Here is a 26030-nt window from a genome sequence, read left to right as displayed (position 1 = left end):
AAAAAGTATGTATCATGCAAAAAAAGCTGACATCCGGTCAGCTCTTTTCATAAAAGTATATCCTGCTATTGTCTACTTCACAATACGTTATTTCGCTGTCGTTTCAGAAATGAACTTCGCCAGCTGATCAAGCTGTTTGTCATTCCCTTTAAAAATACCGGCTGGCATCTGCCCTTTCCCTTTGACGGCAATTTTTTTAATTTCTTCCGGGCTCAGCCCGTTATCGACCAGGGACGGTCCGGCGCTTCCGCCTTGAAGATTATCCCCGTGACAGGAAATACAGCCTTGTTCTTTAAATACCTTATAACCGTCTGATTCAGTATCAATGGCGGCTTCTTTTTTGATTTTCCCTTGCTCCTCCGCCTTCGCCCAGTCATGCGTCGCGACTGACTGCCACGTTAAAAAGACCGTAGCGCAAAGCGCCAAAAGCATCATCCCGACCGCAACCGGACGCTTCCACGGCCTTCTTTCAGACCCCCTGTCGAGAAACGGAGCCAAAAGCAGCGACCCGAAGGCAAGACCCGGTATAATCATCGCGCCGATAACGGTGTAGCTCCCTGCGGCATATTCATATTTTAATAGCTGGTATAAAAATAGAAAATACCAATCCGGCAGCGGAATATATCCTGTATCCGTCGGGTCCGCCACCCGTTCCAAAGGCGGCTCGTGCACAATCGTTAAAACGAGAAATCCGACGAGGAAAACGGCCCCGACCATCCATTCTTTCAGCAGGAAGTTCGGCCAAAACGCCTCTGTCTTTCCAGGATACTCTGAATAGTCTTTCGGTATATTCGGTTTTTTTTCAGCCGGTATCCTTGAATCTCCTACAAACTTCATTCCTTTCCCCCGGTGCATGTCATCCCCTCCCTTTTATATCAGATTTGTATTAAAGCGGTCCTGAAATTCCCTGCTTGCGGATCATGACAAAGTGGGCGCCCATGAGCGCAAACAAAGCGGCAGGGAGAAAAAATACGTGAATCGCAAAAAATCTCGTCAGCGTTTGTGCGCCGACAATATCGTGGTGGCCGGCAAGAAGAGTTTTCACCTGCGCTCCGATCAATGGCGTCGCCTCCGCAATCTGAAGACCTACCTTTGTCGCAAACAGCGCCTTCATATCCCATGGAAGCAGATACCCTGTAAAACCGAGGCCGAGCATCACAAAAAAGATCAGAACACCGACGATCCAGTTCAATTCCCGAGGCTTTTTATAAGCTCCCTGAAAGAAAACCCGCAGCGTATGTAAAAACATCATCACAATGACTAAACTTGCGCCCCAATGGTGCATACCCCTTACAATCTGCCCGAAAGCGACTTCATTCTGCAAATAATACACAGATTCCCACGCGTTTTTTATATCCGGCACATAATACATCGTTAAAAACATCCCGGACAGCACTTGGATAACGGTTACAAAAAACGTCAAACCGCCGAAACAATAGACAAAAGCCGAGAAATGGTGAGCGGGATTTACATGTTCCGGCACTTCATGGTCGGCGATATCCCGCCACATCGGCGTAATATCGAGACGTTCATCCACCCAGTCATAAATTTTATTCAGCATGTCACCCTTCCCCCCTAGGCTTTGCTTTTCCAAGATACAAAAAGCCGTCCTTTACTTTTTGCTCATAACGGTCAAGAGGCGCGAGCGGCGGCGTGCCCGGAACGTTCGTGCCGTCTTTTTCATACAGCCCGTAATGGCAGGGACAAAAGAATTTGTTCGGATTTTTAGGATCATTGTTCCAGTTTACGGTGCAGCCCAAATGTTTACAGATCGGAGAAAGCGCTATAATTTCATCCCCATGCTTGTAAACCCAGGCTGACCTGGATTCTTCCGATTCATACCAGGCGTCGACTTGATGAATTTTAAAGTCAAACCGCTTCGGCTCCTTCGTCAGCTCATCCACACTGACAACCTGCACCATTTTTTGATCTCCCGTCGGTTTTAATACCGGGTCCAGCGCAAAACGGACCATGGGCATAAGCGCACTGGCGGCCATAAATCCCCCCACGCCGGTGAGCGCATAGTTTAAAAATTGTCTTCTTGATATATCTTGTTTTCCGCCCATCTCTTCCCCCCCTAAAGATTGACCAAAAATTAACTAAAATAGAAAATAATTCAGAGATTTGACACCCTCATAATATATGAATCTTTCAGCAAGGTCAACAGAGGCAAAACGGGTGTTTTGCGGGATGTATGGAGTTTTTAAGAATTGTTCCACTTCTGTAACAAAACGTTCAAAATTTCTCCGCACTTGTCATCCGCTATTTTTCTCTTTAAAGAGTCTTTCATATGTTCAAACGGAACGGCAGGTATGTATATGACATCAGACCCTATTTCAGAATCCTTCCATTTTTCGTCTGCCGTCAGGAACAAGGCGTGACGAAAGTTGGTCATCACCTCTTCTTTGAGTTTTTGAAGCAGGGCGATTTGTGATTGGTCTATATCAACATATGTATAAGAGGGGAATAAATATACCCGTCCCTTCAATTGGCGCTCAAGCTCTTCAGAAAGCAATTGGGTGCTTTCCCCCTGTTCAACGGCCTCTTTTAAGCCTCCTGAAGACATTATGGAAATTAACGGAATGACAGCGGTATCAATGTAATCAGCAGATTGTAAATAGGCATCGGCATCAGCGGCCCTCCATCTCATGTCTCGTTCCTCCTCTTTACGCAACAAGCCTTGCATATTCTGCAAGGCTGTCATTTATGTGAGCTGATTCAATTGGCGGGAAAGCTTTTCAAATGTTTCTTTGTCGTGGCGGTCCAGCGCCTCGTCGATATCTTTAAGCAGCTTTTCCCGCTGGAAAGTGGAAATGGCATGTTCTAATATTTTTTCGGCCATCCCCTGATCCTGTTTATTTTCAAACAGGTCTTTCGGCAGATGCGGATTTGATTCAAGAACAGCGGCATATTCCGGTGAGCTGTAGGCCGAACGGAAATTCAGCTGGATAAATAAATCCTGCTGTTTATTTAACCGGATGTCGTGAAAAGATTTTTCCGCGTCCGTGGTCATGACATTTTCTTTGTAAAACCTAAACGGCACCTCATCAACGCAATGAGTAGACATGATAATGCCTCTCGGGCAAAATTCGGCTTGTTCTACAAAATGGACTTTTTCCATTAATGAATCATGACTCATTAAATAATTTAAAATCCAGACGCACTCCCGGCGTTTAAGCTGATAATGATTTAAAAACCAACGGATAAAATCCTTTTTTTCATTGACAGAAACAGGGGTCTGCATGTAATTCCCTCCTCTATCGATCGTATAATCTGACATCACTTATACATTCAGCAAGCATGGTCCAAAATCCTGCTTATCTTAAAAATTCATCCTCTATCCGTAAGATTGTTTCTTCAAGCTCTTCGTTTGTTCCATCCATTGAAAGCACTTGTTTTAAAAGCGGCAGCGCTTCTTTCTGGAGACCCTCTTCCAATAAGAAGTGAGCGTATTCATATAAGAAATCCCGATCATCCTGATAATGGAGATACGCAGCTTCGAAGCTTTTTTTCGCTTCAGCGTATTGCTCAAGGCCTGTATAGGCACCCGCCAAATACCAATTGTATTTCGGATCTTCTTCTCCGTAGCCGCGGACTTCCTGAATCAGATCAATAATCTCTTCAAAGCTTTCTTCTTTATGATAGACGGCTAAAAGCGTATGGAGCGCTTCTACGTAACCCGGATCGAGCGCCAGCGCTTCCTGAAGAAGCTTTTTGCCTTCTTCTGCGTTGCCGAGCTTTAACGCCATTTTCGCCGCATAGAGAAAGAGCTCTTTATTGTATTCATCGTAAGTAATGCCTTCTTTAGCGGTTTTTAATGCATCTTCATACATGCCTTCTGCCTCGTAGCTTTTTGCAAGCGGCATATAAAGCGATGAATAGGAAGGATCAAGCCCTTTTAAATCAGACAGCTGCTTGATGGCTGTTTTGACCATTCCCGCCTGATAGGCTGTGAACCCATACCCGAAAATCGTATTCGGTTCTGTATGTTCTGCCGCCGCTTTTTCATACCATGAAATCGCTTCCTCAAATTCACCCGCCGCGCTCAATGACTCAGCCAGCCTCTGAGCAACATTTACGCCGCCGATTTCGTGCCGTTCTTTTGCCGTCTCTTCATAGTAAGGAACGGCTTTTGCGTATGATCCCTGAGTGAAGTATAATTCCCCCAGAGCGAAATCAATAACAGGTTCATCTTGTAACATCGCTTTCGCCTGTAACAGCTTTTGCTCACTTACTTCAAATAAGCCCTGCATCTGATACAGATCAGCCATTAAAAGAAGGCTTTCCGCGTAAGACGGGTCTTCCGGAGAAATTGTCTCCAGCACCTCAAGAGCTTTTTCTTCTTCATCAATATCTATTAACAATTCGGCGTAAAAATTCGTCAGCTCAGACTCATCCGGATAAAGGTCATGCAGATCACTGATCAGCGCTAACGCTTTTTCGGCGTTTCCCCATTCATAGTAGAGCTGGGCTGCAATGGCTTTGTCTTCGTCATGAAGCTCTGTTTCAGCTTTTGAAAGCGCTTTGAGTCCCTTTTCGGTTTCACCTGCTTCAACTAATTTTATGGCTTCTTGAATCAATGTATTCAAATCAGACCGGTCCTTTCTTTTCCTATACCTCATCAACCAATGAAAAGGGTTTTTATTCGGGTTATTCTTATCATAATTCAGACAGAGCCTGCCCGCAAATAAGATGCTTCACCCGGCATTATAGTTTATCAGAAAATAGTTAAGAGGAAAACGGCAAAAAAGGGGACGGCATCTTTATACGCAGACAGCACAATTTGTTCCGGCTGTTTCTGTAACGAAAACGCATTCCCCCTTTCTGTTATTTTCTGTTTAAGACAAGCTATGTCAATGCCCAAGATTTTATGACACATGAAGAAAAAAGCCCGAAGAATCGTCTTCAGGCTTTTTTGGCTAATTGATCTAAATGCTCAAAAAATGTCGGATATGAGACATGGATCGCCTCAGTATCACGGATGTCAATCGGCTCTTCTGTCAGGCATGAAGCGATACCGAGCATCATGCCGATGCGGTGGTCGCCGTGGCTTGACACATCGGCTCCGCCCGCAAGCGTTTTTTTGCCGTGTATTTTCATGCCGTCTTCAGTCGGTTCAATGTCTGCGCCGATTTTCCGGAGCTCTGATACGACGGTGTCGATCCGGTTCGTTTCCTTCACCTTCAGCTCCGCAGCGTCTTTAATGACAGTTGTGCCTTCAGCCTGCGTTGCCAAAAGGGCGATAATCGGGATCTCGTCAATTAAACGGGGAATGATTTCTCCGCCGATTTCTGCCGCTTTCAGATCTGAAGTTTCAATAACCAGGTCTCCGTAAGGCTCCGCGCTGTCCGCTTCTGAAGGAATCACTTCAAGTGAAGCCCCCATTTGCTTTAAGACATCAATCATTCCCGTGCGTGTCGGGTTCAGGCCGACGTTTTTCAGCACAATCCGGCTTCCGGGAATGACAGCGCCTGCCGCGAGGAAAAAGGCCGCTGAAGAAATATCGCCGGGCACGAAAATATCAGCTCCCCGGAGCTTCTGACCGCCCGTTACGGAAGCGCTCGTCTCCGTTTCCGCAAGCTCGGCGCCAAAAGCGTTCAGCATCCGTTCCGTATGGTCTCTTGATTTATGAGGCTCAGTGACGGTCGTCGTCCCTTCAGCCTGCAATCCGGCAAGCAGCACGGCGGATTTGATCTGCGCGCTTGCAACAGGGGAGACGTAATCAATGCCTTTCAATTGTCCGCCTCTTACGGATAAAGGCGTAAATCCTCCGTCCGCTCTTCCGTCAATCGCGGCTCCCATCTGTTTTAAAGGCTCCGTCACCCTCTTCATCGGGCGCTTTGCAATACTTTCGTCGCCCGCTACCGTACTGTGAAATGGGCGTCCGGCTAAAATGCCAAGCATCAGGCGGATGGTCGTGCCGGAATTTCCGACATCAAGAAGGCTGTCAGGCTCACAAAGTGCGTCAATGCCCTTCCCGTATATCGTTACATCACTTCCGTTTTGTTCAATGGAGACACCCATTTTTCTGAAGCAGGCAATGGTGCTCAGACAATCGGCTCCGGGCAAAAAGTTTTTTACCGTTGTCGTTCCTTCCGCAAGCGCTCCGAACATAACAGAACGGTGGGAGATGGATTTATCCCCAGGAATATGAATTTCACCGTTTAAAGACGTCACTTTTTCTCTTTTCAATGTTTTCCACCTCAGTCAGCGTAAAATGTGTCATATTTGGCGCGGGATTGAATGCAGGTTTCCGCGCGCTTCCGGTCATCATCAGTCTGGAAACTGATTCTGAGAATTCCGTTAATATCTTCTCTTGTTTCGATAATGCGGATGTTGGTGATACTGATTTTTTCTTCTGCCAATATCGCCGTAATTTCCGAAATGACCCCCGGATGATCGGGAACATCGACATAAAGGTCATAAAAGGACGGGATCGCTCCTTTTTGACGGAGCGGCAGACCGTCGCGATAATCTTTCGCTTTTTTAAAATATCCGAACAGGCTGTCCGCATCTTCATTTTCTACATAAGATTCGATCGTGTCAATCTCCCGTTTCCATTCTTTGAAGCGGTCAAGCAGTTTATCTTTGTTATGAAGAAGTATGTCCCTCCACATCGCCGGACTGCTTGAGGCGATCCTGGTGATGTCCCGAAAACCGCCGGCTGCGAAACGTTTCAAATACGGATAATCTTCTTCAGCATGATGAGCCTGATGTACGAGGCTTGCAGCAACGATATGAGGGAAATGGCTGATGACGCTCGTTACGCCGTCATGCTCCTCTGGGGTCATCTCCACAAAGTGGGCGTTTGCCGCTTTCAAGAGTTCCTTCAGATGCATTACTGACTCTTTAGAAGTTGATTTTCCGGGTGTTAGAATGTAAAACGCATTTTCGAATAAAAATTCTTTCGCGGCAGCGGCCCCGGATTTATGAGATCCCGCCATCGGATGGCCGCCGACAAATTGATAGTGAGCCGGGAGCACTTTGTCGGCGTAGCTGACGACTTTCTGTTTCGTGCTGCCCACATCCGTAATCAGGAGTTCATGGGTGATGTCTGATGCGGCCAGCACATCGAGCATTTTCAGCGTTTGGGCGACAGGCGTGGCGATAATGACAACAGACGCTTGCTGCACACCTTCCGTAAATGAACCGGCCCGTTCGTCAATAATTCCGAGCTTCAGCGCGGCAGTGAGCTGTTCTTCCGAAATATCCACACCGATAATCCGTTTATGCGGATGCTCCTTTTTGATGGCCAATGCGATCGATCCGCCGATCAGCCCGATCCCTGCAAGCAATATAGTATCCTTCATTTCACTCATTTCCTTTTTCAACTATTTTAATAGAGCAAAGAGGTGATGCTTGATCACCTCTTATAATATTTCAGCTAAAATTGTGAGAATTTCCTCATTCTGCTCTTTCGTACCGACCGTAATCCTTAACGCTGTCGGAAATCCGAGCGCCTGTCCTGAGCGGACGATATATCCTTTTTCCAACAGGGCTTGGAAAAGTTCATCCGCCGGGCGGTTGAAATCAATGAGCACAAAGTTGGTTTGTGAAGGAAAACAAGTTAATCCGTGAGTTTCTGCAAAATCATAATACTGCTTAAGGCCTGCTTGATTTTTCTCGACGCATTCCTGAATAAATGTCTGGTCATCAAGCGCTGCCAGTGCCGAAGCCTGACCGATTCTGCTCGTATTGAACGGCTCTCTCGCCGGTTCAATCTGGCGGACCAGCGCTTCGTCCGCAATGCCGTATCCGACGCGCAGCGCGGCAAGTCCGTACGCTTTAGAGAAGGTGCGGAGGATCATGACATTCGGATATTGCTTTAAAAGCGGAATGCTTTCTGGGTAATCTTCCGCCGTGGCATACTCGTAGTACGCTTCATCAAGTACAACGAGTATATGCTCGGGAACTCTGTTTAAAAAGGCAATTAGCTCTTGCTCAGAAGTATATGTCCCCGTCGGATTATTGGGGTTGCATACCCATATGACTTTCGTCTTGCCGTCAATTGCTTCCAGCATCCGATCCAAATCATGAGCGCCGTCACTGCGGAGCGGCACCTCGCGCACCTCAGCGCCTTCAATCACCGCATTGTGTCTGTATTGCGGGAAAGTCGGGGCGGCGGTAATCGTGTTTGCCTGATCATTTAATAAAGAACGGCAGATAATCTGTACAAGCTCATCAGAGCCGTTGCCGAAAATGATAGAAGATTCACTGACCTGCAGATGCTCACTGAGCCGCGTTCTCAAAGCGGCACTGTAACCGTCGGGATACAGCGCAAGCTGCTCAATCTCCTGATGCAGCGCATCTTTAGCGGCCTGTGAACAGCCGAACGGATTTTCGTTAGAAGCGAGTTTTACTACTTTCTCAAGCCCGTATTCCATTTTCACTTCTTCTATTGGTTTGCCCGGCTGATACGGTTTCAGCTGCCGCAGCTGTTCTTTAATCTGCAAATCCAGTCACCTCATTTTACACTGTACAGTCGTCCGAACGTCTTTGCGTATTCTTCAAATTCAAGAAGCGCATCAGCTCTTGTTCCGGGATTCACAAGCTTTGTTTTAAGCTCTTCAACTTTTTTGACAAGCGCGCTGCCGACAACGACACCGTCAGATATTTCATTCATCCCGTCAACCTGTTTGCGGTTTGAAATGCCAAAACCGACCGCCACCGGAACAGAGCTGAATTCTTTCACCTTACGTATGAAAGAGTATACAGACGGATTGAATTCGCTGCGTACGCCCGTCACTCCTAAAGAGGATACACAATACACAAAGCCGCTGGCCTGTTCAGTAATTATTTTCAAACGGTCTTCACTTGTCGGCGCAACCAGTGAGATATAAGCGATGTTCTCCTTTTTGCATGTCATTTGCAAAAGGGCGCTTTCCTCTAAAGGAAGGTCGGGTACAAGCAGACCGTCTATGTCGTTTTCCCGCAGTAAAGCGAAAAAGTATTCTTTTTCTAATTGTAACACAGGATTATAATACGTAAAGAGGATAATTGGAATATGAACGCCGTTTTTTTTCATTTTGCCGCCAAGTTCAATTGCTTTTACGATATTCATTCCGTTTTCCAGAGCCCGTTTTGAAGCCCGTTGTATGACGGGTCCGTCCGCAAGCGGATCTGTGTAAGGAACGCCGATTTCAAGGGCAGAAGCGCCTGCATTCTGCAATGATATTGCCAGCTCAACAGAAATGTCAGGAAGCGGATCGCCAGCTGTAATAAAAGGGATAAATAATTTTTCAGAATCTCGCAGATTAAACATGTGTCTCCACCCCGTTTTCCAAAACATTCATCAGCGTATGAACATCTTTATCTCCTCTTCCCGACAAACTGACGAGAATGATTTTGTCTTTATCCATGTCTTTTGCCATTTCAAACGCTTTTGCCAGAGCGTGGGCAGATTCAATAGCCGGAAGAATACCTTCTGTTTCAGAAAGCAGACGTAACGCGGCAATCGCTTCATCGTCTGTCACGCTTTCGTACGTTACACGGCCGCTTTTATGCAGATAGGCGTGCTCAGGGCCGATCCCCGGGTAATCAAGGCCCGCTGAAATGGAATACGGTTCGATAATCTGCCCGTATTCATCTTGTATTAAATAGGTCATTGAACCGTGAATCACCCCGAGCGTCCCTTTTGCTATCGTTGCCGCATGCAGCGGCGTATCAATTCCTTTTCCGGCAGCCTCGGCGCCGATCAGCTCAGTATCTTCGTCTAAAAAGGCCTGAAAAATGCCCATCGCATTGCTTCCGCCGCCGACACATGCAACAACCTTATCCGGGAGCGTTCCTTCAACCCGGCGGAGCTGTTCTTTCGCTTCCTCGCCGATGATTTTCTGAAATTCGCGAACGATATACGGATATGGGTGCGGCCCCACTACAGAACCGATAAGATAGAAATGATCTTCACAATGCTGGACCCAATACCTGATCGCCTCATTCGTCGCATCTTTCAGCGTGCCGTTTCCGCTTGTGACCGGCACCACTTCCGCGCCGAGCAGTTTCATCCGGAATACATTCAGCGACTGGCGCGCAACGTCTTCTTCACCCATAAAAACCGTACACTTAAAACCGAATTTTGCGGCGGCTGTCGCGGCAGCCACACCGTGCTGTCCCGCACCGGTTTCGGCGATGATTTTCGTTTTGCCCATCTTTTTGGCAAGCAGAATCTGGCCTAACGCGTTGTTAATTTTATGGGAGCCGGTATGGTTTAAATCTTCTCTTTTCAGATAGATTTTCGCCCCTCCCAAATACTCTGACACCCTGTCTGCGAACGTTAATGCGGTCGGTCTTCCGGAGTAATCAAACAATAGTTTTTTATATTCGGCATGAAAAACGGGATCATTCTTTAATTCTGTGAAAGCCGTTTCGATTTCCTCAAGGGGCCGCATCAATGTTTCAGGGACAAATTTGCCGCCGAATTCGCCGTATCTTCCGATTTCATTTGGATATGGATACATAGTGGTTCATCCTTTCTTCTAAAAGCCGGATCAGTGTCAGATCCTTTTGTCCGTTTTTTTCAATTCCGCTGGCAAGATCTATACCGCACGGACGCGATCTCAGTAAGCCGGTAATCGTTCCAGGATTAACGCCGCCCGCGATAAAACAGCGCTTGTTTGCATTTTGAGCCTGCTTCCGGTACAAGGGGACACGGGCCCATGAAAACGCGATTCCCGTCCCGCCTCTCATTCCTTTTACTGAAGAATCAATGACATAGCCGTCGACAGCAGGTGCAAATTGAGTCATCTGACGGAGCGTTCCTTCCCCGTGATGGAGCGCTTTCCATATTTCCGAGCGCACAAGCGGGCGGAGGCGGCGGGCATCCTCAGGCGATTCATCACCGTGAAGCTGGATGGCGTCAAGTGCCAGATCAGAGGCGATTTGCGCAATGTTTTCTATCGTTTCATTTACAAATACTCCGACATGTTTCTTGTCTGTCCGAACCTGCTCTTTCCATTTCCGGACCTCATCCGGCGTTACTCTCCGTTTGCTTGCGGCAAAAATAAATCCCAGATAGTCCGCTTCTGAAGCTGCCGCAAGTTCGTAATCACGCTTCGATCGTATTCCGCAGTACTTTAACTCAGGCTTTTTCATATCGTCACTCCCCGAACAGTCCGCGGATCGCCTTTTGCTGCGAATCCTCTCTCATTAAGGATTCTCCGACCAATACAGCCTGCGCCCCGTGCTTGTTGACGAATTGCAGATCAGCCAAAGAACCGATGCCGCTTTCGCTGACCAGCAGGCAGCCGTCCGGTACAAGCTGCGCTATTTTTTCCGTTTGCGAAACAGAAGTACGGAACGTTTTTAAGTCCCGGTTGTTTATGCCGAGAATGTCCGGCTGAAACACTTGTAAAATCCGTTCAAGCACAGTTTCATCATGGACTTCAACGAGAACGTCCATGCCCTTCTCGCGGGCTTCCAGATAAAGCTCATGAAGCTCTGAAGGTTCCAGCGCTTCTCCGATCAGCAGAATGGCATCGGCGCCGATCCTGAACGATTCCTCCACCTGAAGGGAATCAATAATAAAATCTTTTCTCAGCACGGGAAGAGACACGGTTTGTTTAACATCTGTCAGAAATTGATTTCTCCCCTGAAAAAAACGGGTATCCGTGAGAACCGAAAGGGCGTCGGCTTTAGCCGCTTCATAATCCGCCGCAATCGTTTCCGGAACAAAATGCTCTTTAATCAATCCTTTAGACGGCGAAGCTTTTTTCACTTCGGCAATCAGCCCGATAAAACGGTTCGGGTTCAGGAGCGCTTTTTTAAAGGATCTCCGTTCAATTTGACAGGTTTCCGGCAGCACGATGGATTTGATTTCTTCTTTTTTCTGCTGAATGATTTGATCAAGCATACATTTCTTCCTCTTTCTGTTTCAGACGTTCGAGCTGCCTTTTGGCATCTCCGTTTTGAATCGCTTCTAAGGCGGTTTTCGTTCCTTCTTTCAGATCGTTTGCAAGACCTGCCGTATAAATGGCCGCGCCCGCATTTAAGGCGGTAATATGCAGAGCGGATGACGGAGCTTTATTTGCAAAAATATTCTGAATGAGGAGCGCGCTTTCTTCCGATGAACTCACTTGAATATCCTTTAGTGAACCTTCTGTAAAACCGAATTGTTCAGGTGAAACGGAATATTCCAGACGTTCACCGTTTTTCAGTTCAATGATATCGGTCGGTGCTGAGATGGACAATTCATCTAATCCGTCACGGGCCGACACAAGCATGACGTGTCTGACATCAAATTGTTCCAGAGCGCTTGCCATCAGGCGCGCTTTATCAAATGAATAGACGCCGATCACCTGCCGCTTCACCTGCAGCGGGTTGCTGAGCGGGCCCAGCAGATTAAATACGGTTCGGAAGCCAAGCTCTTTTCTTGCGGCGGCGACGTGCTTCATTGACGAATGAAACAGCGGCGCAAACAAAAACCCCATTTGTTTCATTTCAATGCTGCGTTTAACGCTGTCTGGAGTGGCTTGAATGGAAACCCCCAGCTTTTCCAGCACATCCGCGCTGCCGCTTTTAGACGAAACGGAGCGATTTCCGTGCTTGGCAACTTTAGCTCCGGCGGCAGAAGCTGTAATTGCCGCTGCCGTGGATATGTTAAACGTAGAAATCCCGTCTCCGCCTGTTCCGCACGTATCAACGACATCCGTCAAGCCACCTGATGTCTGTGCCCACGCCCGCATCACTTTTACAAATCCGGCAAGCTCCTCCGCCGTTTCACCTCGGTGGGCTAATACCGATAAAATCCCGCCGATCTCAGACTGCGACATGTCCCCGTTCATCATCATTTCCATCAGCTTTTCGGCTTCTCCGGTTTTCAGCGTACGGCCATTAACGCACGATTGCAGAAATTTGTTCATCCGTCTTCTCCTCCCCGCCAGAAAAGATGTCTTCTGCGATTTGAATCGTTTTTAAAAGCGCCCCCGCTTTGTTACAGCTCTCTTCATATTCGGCTTCCGGGACGGAATCGGCGACTATTCCCGCGCCCGCCTGCACCGACGCCGTACCGTTTTTGACACTCATGGTGCGGATGGTAATACACGAATCAATTGACCCGTCAAATCCGATATAAGCGATACATCCGCCGTAGGTTTCTCTGGAAGTCGGTTCTAATTCATTTAAAAGCTGCATCGCGCGGATTTTCGGAGCGCCCGTGAGTGTTCCTGCCGGGAATGCCGACATCAGCGCGTCAACGGGATGGATGCCCTGCTTTAAACGGCCGGTTACAACAGAGATGATGTGCATCACATGTGAAAAAGAAACGACCTTTGTGAATTCCGGAACGGCTACGGAACCGTACTCCGCAACTCTGCCGATGTCATTGCGCGCAAGATCGACAAGCATGTAATGTTCAGCTTTTTCTTTTTCGTCATTCATCAGCTCTTTTTTCAGGCGTTCGTCCTCTTCTTTTCCGGCGCCCCTTCTTCTCGTTCCGGCAATCGGATGAATTTCCAGGTGCCTGTCATGCACGCGGATCAGACGTTCAGGCGAACTCCCGACAATGTCTCTGTCAGGCAGTTTGATATAGTACATATAAGGTGAAGGATTGACGATGCGGAGCACCCTGTACAGCTCAAATGAATGCCTGGATACCGGGATGTCAAACTTTTGCGAAAGCACCCCTTGAAAAATGTCTCCCGCTTTTATATATTCTTTCAGTTTATTAACACCGGCCATAAACTCTTCTTTCGTATAATTGGATGTCACATCGGCAAAACTTGGCGTGTCAAACGTTTCTTTAGAAAAAAACGGCTCTTTCATATCTTTCGATTCTGTCAAAATACCGATAAGCTTACGAAGCTCGGCGCAATTCTCTTTGAAAACGGCCCGCTTTTCTTCCTCCGTCTCCCGGCCGTTAAGCTCCGCATACTGAATGAAATGCACTTGTTTCGTTTCGTGGTCGTACGCGATGATTTTCCGGCAGACAAACAGCATGCATTTTTCGAAATCTGTTACTTTCGCGTGGCTTGGCACGGAAGGCTCAATCAAAGGAATCATGTCATAGCTCAGATAACCGACCGCCCCTCCCGCAAATGGGATATCAAGCTCGGGTGTTTTAATGCGGAAGCTTTCATTCATCCAGTCAAGCACGGCTTTTAATTCTCCGCCTTCAAACAGCGTATGCCCATTTGGATCAGCGGCAGTGAATGTGTTATGACTCTCTTTAATCGTGATAAAAGGATCGAGGCCGATAAAAGAGTATCTCGACCAGCTTGACGACTCATCCTTGCTTTCTAAAAGATACGTAATGTTTCTGTCCAGTTTTTCAACCATCTGAATGGGTGTGATCGTGTCGACCGTAAAAGTCTCTGCGATTGGAATGGTGCGGTGTGTCAGACTGTCCTTTAAAAATAAAGAAACATCCGATTGTAAATTCATGATTCTCCTCCTTACGGTAAGGAGAATGAGATGAAGAGTGAGAGGAGTCTTGCGTATAAGAAATAAACCCAAAAGAAAGGCTTCTTTTGGGCAGAATAAAAACGTGTTTATCTCAGCTCAGCTAAACTCATTCTCTGCTACCCTATTCTAAACTCAACTGTTCAATATCTTACTTACCAGCTCTATACACACTCTTGTGTATTTCTAAGCTTTGTTTATCGTATTACATGTCAGTATTTTTTGTCAATGATAAATCCGGCCTTAACACAACGGCTTTTTCTAAATAGACATGCTTGATTTCATCCTGAGGCGTATCCGTCTGAACCGTCATCAGGACACGGATACACTTTTGCAGAGCGCCGGTGACATCCATTTCCTGCATGCACGTCACCGGGACGTACTGCCACCCGGAAAGGCGGCGGACCGCTTTTGCCGGAAATACGGAATGGATATCAGGCGTGGCGGATAACAGGATCTGTACAACGTCTTCCGGCTTGCATCCATTTTGTTCAATGATTTTTTCAAGCAGCTGCTGTGTTTTTTCTAAAATTTCTTGTTCGGTGTCTTGTTCCACCGTTGTTGCTCCGCGAATGCCGCGTATCATCATGCTGTTTCCTCCATTCGCCATTTGTTCAGCAAATTTTCGAGCTCATCTTTTGAAAGCATGCAGTCCCGCGCTTCGCCTAATTCTTTTAACACGATGAACTGTGTCATGCCTCCGCGCGTTTTTTTATCATTCATCATCCGGGCGGAGAGAACCGGCGTTTCAATATCTTGTCTGATGCTTCCCGGGTAGCCGAGCCCAATCAGCCATTGTGTGAGTTCTTTCCTGTTCATCTTGCAACCCGCAATCTGTTCACTCACGTAAAGGGCAAACTGCATGCCGAGGGCGACCGCATCTCCATGTGTAATCCGGCCGTAGCCGTATTCCGCCTCAACGGCATGGCCGAGCGTATGGCCGAAATTCAGAAAAGCTCTTATCCCCTCTTCCTTTTCGTCCTCACGCACGACGGCCGATTTGATTGAAATTCCTTTATAAATCATTTCATTCAGCTCAGCGCTTGTCAGTCCTTGCAACGTGTCAAATGTGAGAAGTTTTTCTAAAAAAGCATGATCGGCGATAAACGCGTGTTTGATCACTTCAGCCATGCCCGATCTCAGCTCTTGTTCCGGCAGGGTTTTCAGTAGCTCCGTATCGTAAATCACCGCTTTCGGCTGATAAAACGCGCCGATTAAGTTCTTTCCGAGTTTATGGTTGACGGCCACCTTGCCGCCGACCGCGCTGTCATGGGCAAGCAGTGTCGTCGGCATTTGAATGAAATCAATTCCGCGCATAAAAGTTGCTGCGCAAAAGCCGGCCAAATCACCCGTCACGCCGCCTCCGAAGGCGATCATACATGAGGAGCGGTCCATATGGAAAGCGATCGCTTCCGTTTGAATCCGTTCATACTCTTTTAGAGACTTCGCTTCTTCTCCGCTTGGAACGATCACTTTTTTCACGGGCCATGTTTCGTTTAAAAGCCGGAACATCTCATCACCGTAAAGCCGGTCAACTTCAGCATCGATGATGAGAAGGATCTTTGTCAGCGGCCTGTTCAGTGAAGACAAAAGGGCAGCAGCCTGTTTCCTTATGCCTTCACCGATATACACGGGATATGCGGAGGAAGCTGTCCGAACCTCAAGCTCTTTCATCAGAATTCCCTCGATAGTTTTTTCATGTTTTCAACATTTTCTTTAATGCGGTCGATCTGGTCAAGCCCGAATTGTTCGACGACTGCATTTGCGATTTCCCAGGCCACTGCTGCTTCAGCCACTACGCTTGCTGCCGGAACCGCGCAGCTGTCTGAACGTTCAATGCTCGCTGTAAACGGTTCTTTCGTTTCAATGTCGACGCTTTTCAGCGGCTTGTACAAAGTAGGGATCGGTTTCATAACGCCGCGAACGACAATCGGCATTCCCGTCGTCATACCGCCTTCTAATCCTCCGAGCCTGTTTGTGGCGCGTGTATAGCCTTTCTCTTCATCCCATACGATTTCATCATGAACTTCACTGCCATTTTTGCCGGCCGCTTCAAAACCGATGCCGAACTCTACGCCTTTAAACGCGTTAATCGACAGAACGGCAGCAGCGAGCTTGCTGTCCAGCTTACGGTCATAGTGGACATAACTTCCGACACCGACCGGCATGCCTTCGACGATCACTTCAACGATTCCGCCGATCGAGTCGCCGTTTGCCTTCGCTTCATCAATGGCTGCCATCATTTGACGGCCTGCTTCTTCATCGTAGCATCTGACCGGTGATTCTTCCGTTACCCGTTTGAGATCCTCAATGGATGTGTAATCGGTTTTCTCTGCTTTTACGCTGCCGATTTGCAGGACATGCCCGGCGACTTTAATGCCAAGCTCCGCTAAAATCTTTTTAGCGACGGCTCCGGCAGCCACGCGAACCGTTGTCTCACGCGCGGAAGATCGTTCTAACACATTTCTCATATCACGGTGATTATACTTAATAGCACCGTTCAAATCTGCGTGTCCGGGTCTCGGTCTTGAAATCTGGCGTTTCATTTCACTTTCTTCTTCTTCTGTAATCGGTGCGGCGCCCATGATTTTTGTCCAGTGAGTCCAATCTTTATTTTCTACAACGAGCGCGATGGGTGAACCGAGTGTCCGGGCATGCCGCACGCCGCTTGTGATCTTCGCTCTGTCCGTTTCAATCTGCATGCGGCGTCCGCGGCCGTGCCCTTTTTGACGTCTGGCAAGCTCAAAATTAATGTCTTCTTCAGTTATATAAAGCCCCGCAGGCACACCTTCTATAATTGTCGTCAGCTGCGGACCGTGTGATTCTCCGGCTGTTAAGTATCTCATTTCTTTCTTCTCCCTTCATCGCATTAACGCTTTTAAGTAAAACTATACCACAAGTTTTCATTAAATGTCTTCTATCTTTTTTGATAAAAAAATGTATCAGTGCTCTCAAGGCCGAATTTTTCCGGGCTGAAAATTTGTTCTGTACTGCCGACAAACAGAATTCCGTCCTTTTTCAGACTGCCCGCCATTTTCACATACAGCTCTTCTTTTGCTTTTTCAGTAAAATAAATAAAGACGTTGCGGCAGACGATCAGATCAAAATCCTGTTCATAGCTGTCGGCAAGCAGGTTGTGCCGCTTAAACCGGATGTTGTTCTGAATCTCTTGTTTTACTTGATAACTGCTGTCAGCCTGCTTGGTGAAATAACGGCTTTTCACGGAAGCCGGCACCTCTTGCAGCGAGCGTTCCTGATAGATGCCCCGCTTGGCTTTGCTTAGCGCCTTTTCATCAATATCTGTCGCCAATATATCAAATCCGGCCAGTCCCGTCTGCTGATTGAGAATCATAGCCAAAGTATAGGGCTCCTCTCCCGTTGAACAGGCCGCACTCCATATTTTTAACGGTTTGTTATGCTTTATTAACGGAAGAATTGAGGTTTCAAGAACTTCCCACCGTTTATAATTTCGGTAAAATTCAGAAACATTGATCGTCATTCTGTCCAATGTTTCGTTTAATAAAAGCTTGTCCTTTTCCAAAGCGGCGGCAAATTCCTGAAAATCTCTGAACCCCTTCTTTTCATAAAGGGACGTCAGCCGCCTTTTCATCTGTGCTTCTTTGTATAAAGATAAATCAACGCCGGTTATTTGTTTCCACTTGGTGATAAAAATTTCGTAAGGCTCCATTGCTTCTCTCCCAATCTCGCTGTCTTTTGTCCTAGTATAGCCTGTTTTCTGTCGAAATTGTACGATTTCAATAAAAAAATCAGCCCGCGGGCTGATTTGTGAGAAACGAAAAGACAGGGCAACACAGCCTCTGTCTTTTTTAAATGATGTAAACCTTTTCATAATACGAGAAAAAGAAAGGCTGACGGTTTAGTACACCCAGTCGGCCATTAATTTTTGATACGGTACAAGCTCTTCCTGTTTAAAGAAAATGTGAATTTCCCTCTCAGCGCTTTCTAAGGAGTCTGAACCGTGAATGATATTTTTGCCGACAAACATGCCGTAGTCACCGCGGATTGTGCCCGGCAGTGCATCTTTCGGGTTCGTTTTTCCGATCAGCTGTCTTGTGATCTCTACTACATTTTCCCCTTCCCATACCATTGCAAATACGGGTCCTGATGTAATGAATTCCACAAGCTCGCCGAAAAACGGCTTCCCTTTATGTTCAGCATAATGGTTTTCAGCCATCTGTTCTGAAACTTGCATTAGCTTGGCTCCTGCCAATTGTAAGCCCTTACGCTCAAATCTGGATAAAATCTCTCCGATCAGCTGGCGCTGTACGCCGTCCGGCTTTACCATGATAAAAGTTTTTTCCATAAGATTCTCCACCCCATCATTATGTATAGGCTTTCAAGTTGCACACCGAAATCGTAACATCTTTCTGACAATTAATCAATCCAGGGCGGAGAATGTTCACATCTTGTTCGTAAAAGGAATTTAAAATTTCCGTTTGCCGATATATTTGGCGATGGCGGCCAATGATGAGCGCGCACGTCCTCTCGGCAGTGTATTCAGTTTTTCAAACGCTTTTTTTAAGTACCTGTCACTGACGGCCATTGATTTTTCAATCGCGTCTGTGCGTTTAATATTTTCAATAATGGGGGCGAGCTGCTCCTGTGTTGTTTCACTGTTAATTAATTTCAGCTGATTTTTCAATTCAGGCTGACGTAGCGCGTACAAAACGGGAAGAGTGACATTTCCTTGCAGCAGATCCCCTCCGACCGGTTTTCCCAGTTCCTCTTCCGTTGAAGTGAAATCAAGAATGTCGTCAATAATCTGATAGGACATGCCCACGTAATAACCGAACCAATATAATGCCTTGTGAATCTTCTCATCAGCTCCCGAAGCGATGGCGCCGAGCTGACAGCTGACGGCAATGAGAAGAGCCGTTTTCCGTTTGATGCGGCGCAAATAGGTTCTGAGGTTTTGCTCCATATTGTATTTATCTCTGATCTGTTCAATTTCTCCGAGGCATACTTCTACGATGGTTTTGGACAGGATCCGGTGGGCTTTCGGCTCATCCAATCTCGTCATCATCTCAAGTGAGCCCGCAAGCATATAATCACCGGTATACATGGCGATGCGGTTGTCCCACTTGGCTTTGATGGTCGGTTTCCCCCTCCGCAGCTCGGCGTCATCAATGACGTCGTCATGCACGAGGGACGCCATATGAATCATTTCCAGCGTCACCGCAACATATTTTATTTTATTAATGTCATAGTCGCCGAACATGCCGGAAAGCAATACGAAAACGGGGCGGATCCGCTTGCCTCCCGCCTGGAGCAGATGGAGCCCGGCTTCACTCAGCAAGGGATAGTCTGACCGCACCGTTTGCTCAAGCTCCCTTTCGATCACATCAATATCGTCATTTAAAAAAGAATAGGCCATTTTAAATTTCATATCATTCACCCAAACATCTGTATATTCATCATTTCCAACCGATATGCGTAGCGGCCACTCCGCCGGTAAACGAATGGTATTTGACATTCGTCAGGCCCGCTTCTTCAAACAGACGCGCAAGTTCTTTCATACCGGGAAATTCTCTTGCCGATTCTTGAAGCCAAGAATATTCTTTATAGCTCTTCGCAAACATTTTTCCGAAGAAAGGCATGATGTATTTAAAATAAAGAAAATATGCCTGTCTGAATCCGAACATTTCCGGCTGGGATGTTTCCAGACATACGACCTGCCCGCCCGGTTTGACGACCCGCCGCATTTCTTTCAGCACGGTCAGATAGTCGGGAACGTTTCGCAGCCCGAAGCCGATGGTGACAAAATCAAAAGAATCATCAGCGAAAGGAAGCTCCATCGCATTTCCGTGCAAAAGCTCAATTTGGCTGTAACCGCCCTCTTTCACTTTTTTCTCACCGATGCTCAGCATATTTTTGCTGAAATCCAGTCCTTTGATTTCGCCGCTTTTTCCGGCCGCTTCTGCGAGGGCAATCGTCCAGTCAGCCGTTCCGCAGCAGACATCAAGCGCTTTTGCGCCTTCTTTTACATTCATGATCTGCATCGTTTTATCGCGCCACTTTTTATGCTGCTGAAAACTGATAACAGAGTTCATTTGGTCATAATTTTTATAGATTTTTTCAAACACGCCGTGTACGCGCTGTTCTTTTGACTCCTGCATGTTGATTACCCTTCTTCCACTTTCTGATGATATGTTTTGTCCTGGCTGATCGCTTTAAGCCGGTTCAGCATGAGGTTTTGGATTGGTGAATTGAGCGGCAGCAGCGTTTCAATGCTTTGCTTTGCCTTTCGGAAGCTATCTTCCATTATGTCAGCCTTTGATTTCCCTGACTTTACAATATTGCCGATGACATCGAGAAATATAGCATTGCCGTTCATCAGCCGCTTATATACAAAAAAATCACTCGCCAGCTCTTTCCAGCGCGGAAGATTAAAGTGGTCTGACACTCTGTGAAACAGGGCCGCTTCCACAATCGCCATGCTTTCGATCAATTGATTCAAGTCATTGACAGACCGATCGTACAGACGGATTTTATGCTCATTGATTTCTTTAATTGCCGTAGCGAGCGTCCGAATCATATAGATATCCTTCATTTCAGATAAAAGCGAATAATACAGTCCGCTGAAATAGTCGCCGGCAAGCACGGTGAGCTGCCGGTTTTTATTTTCGTCTCGCTTTAACGCTCTGGCTGTTGTCACTTCATCGTGGGTATCAAGGGCGCTTTGGACAAGCATCGCAGTTACTATGTAATTTTCTCTGTCGTTGTTCTTAATGTCCGCCTCTTCAAACAAAGCGTGAAAAAGAAGAAGCTTATCCTCATCGATTTTAGGCGCAGAAATATGTTTCGCTAAATAAGGATGAGACAGCTTTTGTTTTAATTTCGTATTTAGATTCGCTAAAGTTCCGTAGATGTCTTGCAAAAATATCACCCTTGTCCCCAAATTCACATTTATTCTAATATGTATGAGATTTACTCGTCATTATTATACGCAGGTATCATTATAGCATAAAAAAAAGAAATTGGCTGTATTCTCCCGCCGTTTGCGGGCATTTGGCAAAAGCGGGAAACAGCCGGCTTATTTTTTTTCGCTGTTCATTTCTCCGTAAGCGGTCTGGATGAGGGCGTTGCCTCTCACTTTGATGGCAGAGGTATGCTCAGTAAACTGAGCGATAATCACTTCGCCTTTGTCCAGTTTTTCGGAATGGTGAAATTTCGTATCCGTTCCTCTCGTTAAACCGATGACGTTCACGCCGTCCTCGACCGCTTTAATGACGACAAAATCACTTGAATGCTTTGAATTCATATCTGCACCCTCTATCATTATTAATCCGCACGTTTAATATGTTCTAACACTTCGGAACGCGCCGCTGCGTCATCTTTAAAAATACCTCTTACAGCGGAAGTCACTGTTTTTGCACCCGGCTTTCTTACGCCCCTCATCGTCATGCACATATGCTCAGCTTCGACGACAACCATGACGCCGTGGGGATCTAAGGTCTCTACGATGCTTTCTGCAATCGTTGAAGTGATGCGCTCCTGCAGCTGCGGGCGTTTTGAGACGGCTTCCACCGCCCGCGCCAATTTACTCAGGCCCGTCACTTTGCCGCCGCGCGGAATGTAGGCAATATGCGCTTTTCCGTAAAAAGGAACAAGGTGATGTTCACACATGGAATGAAACGCGATATCTTTTACAAGAACAAGCTCCTCATGGTCTTCTCCGAAAACGGTTTTAAAGTGTTCTTTCGGGTCTTCATTTAATCCCGAGAATACTTCCGCGTACATTTTTGCCACGCGTTTCGGCGTATCTAAAAGCCCTTCCCGGTCCGGGTCTTCTCCAATCGCCTCTAAAATCTGGCGAACCGCCTGTTCAATCTGTTCTTTATTAACTTCTTTCATTGTCTGTGTCCTCCACCATTGAATACATTTAATTTCGATTCTAGCACATTTGCCGCGCCAAAAGCAAAACGAAAGTCCTGCCCGGTGACCGAGGCTGCTTAAATATGAAAAGCCCCTTTATCAAGGGGCTTTTCTGTGAAGAAACAAAGTGTATGTATCAGATGCATACACGATCTATATTCACAATTATTTTCCTGCAACAGCGTCTTTAAGAGCTTTACCTGGTTTAAAAGCAGGTACCTTGCTTGCAGGGATTTCGATTTCTTCACCTGTTTGCGGGTTACGTCCTTTACGTGCAGAGCGCTCGCGCACCTCAAAGTTACCGAAACCGATCAGTTGGATTTTATCACCGTTTTTAAGTGCATCTAAAATCGTATCAAAAACAGAATCAACTGCTTTTGTAGCGTCTTTTTTAGACAATTCGCTTGCTTCAGCAACCGCATTGATTAGTTCTGTCTTGTTCATGCCTTTCACCTCCTCCCAAAAGGGTATCAAATCAGCAGTTTATTATCATTTCTTCACAGTTCAGCCTGATTCTAAACCTGTCTGATAAAAAATCAAAGCAGGGAAGAACAGACAAGTAAACGGCTTTTCAAAAGAAAACAGACACTTTGAGGAATGTTTGTCCAACAAAGTGAAGATTTTCTGTATGTAGAGTAACACATATAAAAAGCCATATCAAGCATTTTAAAGCCTCAATCCCTTGCTCGTCAAGGTTTTCACGTGTTTTACCGAACAAATATTCCTTTTTTTGCTTTTTTCCTCCTAATCCTTGATTGATTTCCAGTATCTAAAAAGAATAAAAAAAGACCCCCCGTTTCAGGAAGAGGTCCTTCAGCTTACAAAATAATGGCGATCAGGCCGCCTGAGCCTTCGTTAATAATTCTCTCCAGCGTTTCTTTCAGTTTATATCTCGCATTTTCCGGCATGAGTGACAGTTTTGCGGAGATTCCTTCTCTTACGATAGAGCTCAATGATCTGCCGAAAATATCGGAGTTCCAGATAGAAAGCGGATCATCTTCAAAGTCCTGCATTAAGTAGCGGACAAGCTCTTCACTTTGTTTTTCCGTCCCGATGATCGGCGCGAATTCACTTTCCACATCCACTTTGATCATATGAATGGACGGAGCGACCGCTTTAAGCCTTACTCCGAACCTAGATCCCTGTCTGATGATTTCCGGTTCATCAAGGCTCATATCGGCTAAGGCCGGGGCGGCAATGCCGTAGCCGGTCTGTTTCACCATTTTCAGCGCATCTGATACCTGATCATATTCTTTTTTCGCGTGGGCGAAGTCCTGCATTAATTCAAGCAGGTGGTCTTTCCCGCGGATTTCAACACCGACCACTTCTTTTAAAATCTGGTCATATAAATGATCCGGCGCATACAAATCAATTTCTGCGACACCCTGGCCAAGTTCGATTCCGGCCAGACCGGCGCTTTCAATAAACTCAAATTCACTGAAGTGGCCGACAACCCGGTCGACATCGCGCAAGCGTTTAATATCTTTTACGGTTTCTTTCACTGATTCCTGGTAGCTCTCTCTGAGCCAGTGATTTTCTTTCAGCACCATGACCCAGCTCGGAAGGTTGACATTGACTTCCAGCACAGGGAACTCGTAAAGCGCTTCTCTGAGGACGCTTAACACATCTGTTTCCCGCATGCTTTCAACACTCATGGCCAGGACGGGAATATCATATTTCGCGCTTAATTCAGCTCTGAGCGCTTCTGTTTCCGGGTGGTACGGTTTTACCGAGTTGATGACCATAATAAACGGTTTGCCGACTTCCTTCAGCTCGTCGATGACTCTTTCTTCCGCTTCCACGTAATCGCCCCGCGCAATATCGCCGATTGAGCCGTCTGTCGTAATGACGACCCCGATTGTGGAGTGTTCCTGGATGACTTTTCTCGTACCGATTTCCGCTGCCTCATGAAAGGGAATCGGTTCTTCGTACCAAGGTGTATTGATCATTCTCGGGCCGTTTTCATCCTCATATCCCTTCGCCCCGGGAACCGTATATCCCACACAATCCACAAGACGGATGTTGACATCAAGTCCTTCCGCGACATGAACGGACATGGCTTGATTCGGGACAAATTTTGGTTCTGTGGTCATTATCGTTTTTCCTGCTGCGCTTTGCGGAAGCTCATCCTGCGCCCGCGCTCGATCGGCCTCATTGCTGATATTCGGGAGCACCACGAGCTCCATAAATTTTTTAATGAATGTAGATTTCCCTGTACGGACAGCGCCAACGACTCCTAAGTATATATCGCCCCCTGTTCGTTCAGCGATATCCTTGAAAATATCGACCTTTTCCAAGTGATCCCCTCCCGGACTTCCTATCCTTATCATTTTTCATTCACCATTCTCCAATCAAATACAGGACACTATATGTGTATGACGTTGTCCTATTTCAATATGACATCTTTAGAAAATTTTCAGGCAGTCTTTTCTATCAAAATCAAAAAAACCTTTCTCCCTATTTGTATGCGCGGGAAAAAGGTTCATTCCTGTTTCGTTTGACTTTCTAAAAAAACGGGTTCCTGTTTTTCATTTACGGTGTATGTGACTGAAAAGGCCGGGACGAAAGGAGTCTCTTTCCATAAAATATCTTGAATTTCCACACCCGGTTTGATTTTCTTTTTGTTTTCCTTCAGGTAGCGGGCAAGATCGACGCGATAGTCGGCATAGATTTCTCCGTCAGCGCCGATTAAAAGCGGCAGAGACGTGCCTGAAACCGGACTTTTGACTGAAGGAGAGTCTTTCATGCCGAGCTTTTTTTTATTTAAAGTGAACAGCCCTTTTGAAACGGCGTCCTCATAGGGAGGATATGTATGCTTTTCCTGATACATTTTGACACGCAGCTTCATGTCGCGGATTGCTTCCGCCATTTGGAGATCGACCAGCTTGACGGTCGGCTTATGTTCCACATCAACGAGCACGTATTGGTACATTCCTCCGCTTTCATAAGCTGAGGCCGGCGGCTCCTCTATGTATCTGGGCGCGAGCCGCTTAAAATCTATCGGATATTTTTGATAGAGCGGTGTTTTCATATCTTTTGTCTGAATCGGCAGAAGCCCGCCGTTCGCCTTTTTAAATTCATCCACTGCCGCTTGCACCTGCTGAAGCTGATGTTTGTAAGATACTTTATTTTCAGTTTTTTTCGCTTCAGGGTACAGACAGCCGGACAGCAGAAGCACCGCCATTGCCGTTATGACGGCCATTTTTAACTTATGCATTCCGCGCCCCCTTTCGGCTTTATTCATTGACAGGCCCGCTGAAAACGACCATTAACACGATCAATCCCGAGATGACCATGCAGGCATAAGCGAGTGAAGAAACCGCTGCTTTTATCAGTTTGTTTTTCACTTTGTACCTGCTGACATAAATAGAGGCCACCGCAACAAACATTAATCCCATAGCACCAAGCGCAAACCACATTTTCATCAATGCCACACTCACGTTCGTGCCCCCCCCGTCCCATCATTGTAAGCGTTATATTTCATTTTAATATACAAATGTTGAAAAGATCAACAGGTTTTCCATCTATTGAAAAAACAAAAAACAAAAAAAAACTGAAGCAAAGAGGGGGACTTTGCTTCAGTCAAGTTGACTATATTCACCTGTACGTCTGAGATACACTCTCTTGGACTTCGATGCTATAGTATGCTTAGATGCGTACGTCTGCATCCTCTTCTGCCTAAATCAGCAAATGTTTTAAGCGATTTCAGCCGGAGAGTTCTGCGTTTTGGACTTTCGTCA

29 protein-coding genes are annotated in these 26030 nt (G+C 46.5%); all 29 read right to left on the bottom strand.

What is annotated here, in order from left to right; genetic code table 11:
• Positions 1-87: 87 nt before the first annotated feature.
• On the bottom strand, positions 88-855 hold the full coding sequence (locus tag BXO87_RS14595; protein ID WP_007409471.1) for a menaquinol-cytochrome c reductase cytochrome b/c subunit: 768 nt from the start codon (positions 853-855) through the stop codon (positions 88-90).
• 31 nt (positions 856-886) lie between these two features.
• Positions 887-1561, bottom strand: a complete 675-nt coding sequence (qcrB, locus tag BXO87_RS14590; protein ID WP_003153485.1) for a menaquinol-cytochrome c reductase cytochrome b subunit — start codon at positions 1559-1561, stop codon at positions 887-889.
• Between the two features lies 1 nt (position 1562).
• A complete protein-coding gene (locus BXO87_RS14585) occupies positions 1563-2066 on the bottom strand; it encodes a Rieske (2Fe-2S) protein (RefSeq protein ID WP_003153484.1) in 504 nt (167 codons plus the stop codon).
• 137 nt (positions 2067-2203) lie between these two features.
• On the bottom strand, positions 2204-2650 hold the full coding sequence (locus tag BXO87_RS14580; RefSeq protein WP_038458968.1) for a YpiF family protein: 447 nt from the start codon (positions 2648-2650) through the stop codon (positions 2204-2206).
• 54 nt (positions 2651-2704) lie between these two features.
• On the bottom strand, positions 2705-3244 hold the full coding sequence (locus BXO87_RS14575) for a ReoY family proteolytic degradation factor (protein ID WP_003153482.1): 540 nt from the start codon (positions 3242-3244) through the stop codon (positions 2705-2707).
• A gap of 73 nt (positions 3245-3317) precedes the next feature.
• The gene (locus BXO87_RS14570; protein WP_038458970.1) at positions 3318-4589 is read right to left on the bottom strand and encodes a tetratricopeptide repeat protein; all 1272 of its coding nucleotides are present in this window, start codon (positions 4587-4589) and stop codon (positions 3318-3320) included.
• 316 nt (positions 4590-4905) lie between these two features.
• On the bottom strand, positions 4906-6192 hold the full coding sequence (gene aroA / locus BXO87_RS14565; protein WP_038458972.1) for a 3-phosphoshikimate 1-carboxyvinyltransferase: 1287 nt from the start codon (positions 6190-6192) through the stop codon (positions 4906-4908).
• Between the two features lie 11 nt (positions 6193-6203).
• A complete protein-coding gene (locus BXO87_RS14560) occupies positions 6204-7319 on the bottom strand; it encodes a prephenate dehydrogenase (protein ID WP_038460826.1) in 1116 nt (371 codons plus the stop codon).
• A gap of 51 nt (positions 7320-7370) precedes the next feature.
• The gene (gene hisC / locus BXO87_RS14555; RefSeq protein ID WP_038458974.1) at positions 7371-8453 is read right to left on the bottom strand and encodes a histidinol-phosphate transaminase; all 1083 of its coding nucleotides are present in this window, start codon (positions 8451-8453) and stop codon (positions 7371-7373) included.
• Positions 8454-8464: 11 nt separating this feature from the next.
• Positions 8465-9262, bottom strand: a complete 798-nt coding sequence (gene trpA, locus BXO87_RS14550; RefSeq protein ID WP_038458977.1) for a tryptophan synthase subunit alpha — start codon at positions 9260-9262, stop codon at positions 8465-8467.
• Positions 9255-10457: a tryptophan synthase subunit beta gene (gene trpB, locus BXO87_RS14545; protein WP_014418255.1), complete on the bottom strand. Its 1203-nt coding sequence runs from the start codon at positions 10455-10457 to the stop codon at positions 9255-9257. The genes trpA and trpB overlap by 8 nt, the downstream gene beginning before the upstream one ends.
• Positions 10438-11091 (bottom strand): phosphoribosylanthranilate isomerase, encoded by a 654-nt coding sequence (locus BXO87_RS14540; protein ID WP_038458979.1) that lies wholly within the window; start codon positions 11089-11091, stop codon positions 10438-10440. The genes trpB and BXO87_RS14540 overlap by 20 nt, the downstream gene beginning before the upstream one ends.
• Positions 11092-11095: 4 nt before the next feature.
• The gene (trpC, locus tag BXO87_RS14535) at positions 11096-11848 is read right to left on the bottom strand and encodes an indole-3-glycerol phosphate synthase TrpC (RefSeq protein WP_007612237.1); all 753 of its coding nucleotides are present in this window, start codon (positions 11846-11848) and stop codon (positions 11096-11098) included.
• Positions 11841-12857 (bottom strand): anthranilate phosphoribosyltransferase, encoded by a 1017-nt coding sequence (trpD, locus tag BXO87_RS14530; RefSeq protein ID WP_038458981.1) that lies wholly within the window; start codon positions 12855-12857, stop codon positions 11841-11843. The genes trpC and trpD overlap by 8 nt, the downstream gene beginning before the upstream one ends.
• Positions 12829-14376, bottom strand: coding sequence for an anthranilate synthase component I (gene trpE / locus BXO87_RS14525; protein WP_038458983.1), 1548 nt, complete (start codon positions 14374-14376; stop codon positions 12829-12831). The genes trpD and trpE overlap by 29 nt, the downstream gene beginning before the upstream one ends.
• A 223-nt stretch (positions 14377-14599) precedes the next feature.
• Entirely contained in the window at positions 14600-14983 is a 384-nt protein-coding gene (gene aroH, locus BXO87_RS14520) for a chorismate mutase (RefSeq protein WP_003153463.1), read from the bottom strand.
• Entirely contained in the window at positions 14980-16068 is a 1089-nt protein-coding gene (aroB, locus tag BXO87_RS14515; protein ID WP_007612241.1) for a 3-dehydroquinate synthase, read from the bottom strand. Before aroB ends, aroH begins: the two co-directional genes overlap by 4 nt.
• Positions 16068-17240 (bottom strand): chorismate synthase, encoded by a 1173-nt coding sequence (gene aroC / locus BXO87_RS14510; protein WP_003153459.1) that lies wholly within the window; start codon positions 17238-17240, stop codon positions 16068-16070. Before aroC ends, aroB begins: the two co-directional genes overlap by 1 nt.
• A gap of 71 nt (positions 17241-17311) precedes the next feature.
• The gene (locus BXO87_RS14505; protein ID WP_038458985.1) at positions 17312-18082 is read right to left on the bottom strand and encodes a protein-glutamate O-methyltransferase; all 771 of its coding nucleotides are present in this window, start codon (positions 18080-18082) and stop codon (positions 17312-17314) included.
• A 189-nt stretch (positions 18083-18271) separates the two neighbouring features.
• Positions 18272-18718 (bottom strand): nucleoside-diphosphate kinase, encoded by a 447-nt coding sequence (gene ndk, locus BXO87_RS14500; RefSeq protein ID WP_007409456.1) that lies wholly within the window; start codon positions 18716-18718, stop codon positions 18272-18274.
• Positions 18719-18838: 120 nt separating this feature from the next.
• Entirely contained in the window at positions 18839-19801 is a 963-nt protein-coding gene (gene hepT / locus BXO87_RS14495) for a heptaprenyl diphosphate synthase component II (protein WP_003153454.1), read from the bottom strand.
• Between the two features lie 28 nt (positions 19802-19829).
• Positions 19830-20531, bottom strand: a complete 702-nt coding sequence (gene menG / locus BXO87_RS14490; RefSeq protein ID WP_003153453.1) for a demethylmenaquinone methyltransferase — start codon at positions 20529-20531, stop codon at positions 19830-19832.
• A gap of 5 nt (positions 20532-20536) precedes the next feature.
• A complete protein-coding gene (hepS, locus tag BXO87_RS14485) occupies positions 20537-21292 on the bottom strand; it encodes a heptaprenyl diphosphate synthase component 1 (protein WP_007409455.1) in 756 nt (251 codons plus the stop codon).
• A gap of 156 nt (positions 21293-21448) precedes the next feature.
• Positions 21449-21676, bottom strand: a complete 228-nt coding sequence (mtrB, locus tag BXO87_RS14480; RefSeq protein WP_003153449.1) for a trp RNA-binding attenuation protein MtrB — start codon at positions 21674-21676, stop codon at positions 21449-21451.
• 20 nt (positions 21677-21696) lie between these two features.
• On the bottom strand, positions 21697-22269 hold the full coding sequence (gene folE / locus BXO87_RS14475) for a GTP cyclohydrolase I FolE (RefSeq protein ID WP_003153448.1): 573 nt from the start codon (positions 22267-22269) through the stop codon (positions 21697-21699).
• A gap of 186 nt (positions 22270-22455) precedes the next feature.
• Positions 22456-22734, bottom strand: a complete 279-nt coding sequence (gene hbs, locus BXO87_RS14470) for a non-specific DNA-binding protein Hbs (protein ID WP_003153447.1) — start codon at positions 22732-22734, stop codon at positions 22456-22458.
• A gap of 374 nt (positions 22735-23108) precedes the next feature.
• Positions 23109-24587 carry a stage IV sporulation protein A gene (spoIVA, locus tag BXO87_RS14465; protein WP_007409454.1) on the bottom strand — a complete coding sequence of 493 codons (1479 nt, stop codon included), beginning with the start codon at positions 24585-24587 and terminating at the stop codon, positions 23109-23111.
• Positions 24588-24772: 185 nt separating this feature from the next.
• Complete coding sequence (locus tag BXO87_RS14460; protein ID WP_038460829.1) at positions 24773-25507, bottom strand: hypothetical protein; 735 nt, start codon at positions 25505-25507, stop codon at positions 24773-24775.
• A 19-nt stretch (positions 25508-25526) separates the two neighbouring features.
• Complete coding sequence (locus BXO87_RS14455; protein ID WP_003153435.1) at positions 25527-25730, bottom strand: DUF2768 domain-containing protein; 204 nt, start codon at positions 25728-25730, stop codon at positions 25527-25529.
• Positions 25731-26030: the final 300 nt, after the last annotated feature.

This window comes from Bacillus sp. GZB (genome assembly GCF_001975995.1).
Lineage (GTDB): Bacteria > Bacillota > Bacilli > Bacillales > Bacillaceae > Bacillus > Bacillus velezensis.
The sequence above is the reverse complement of the archived record's forward strand: the minus strand, read 5'-3'. Positions and strand labels throughout refer to the sequence as shown.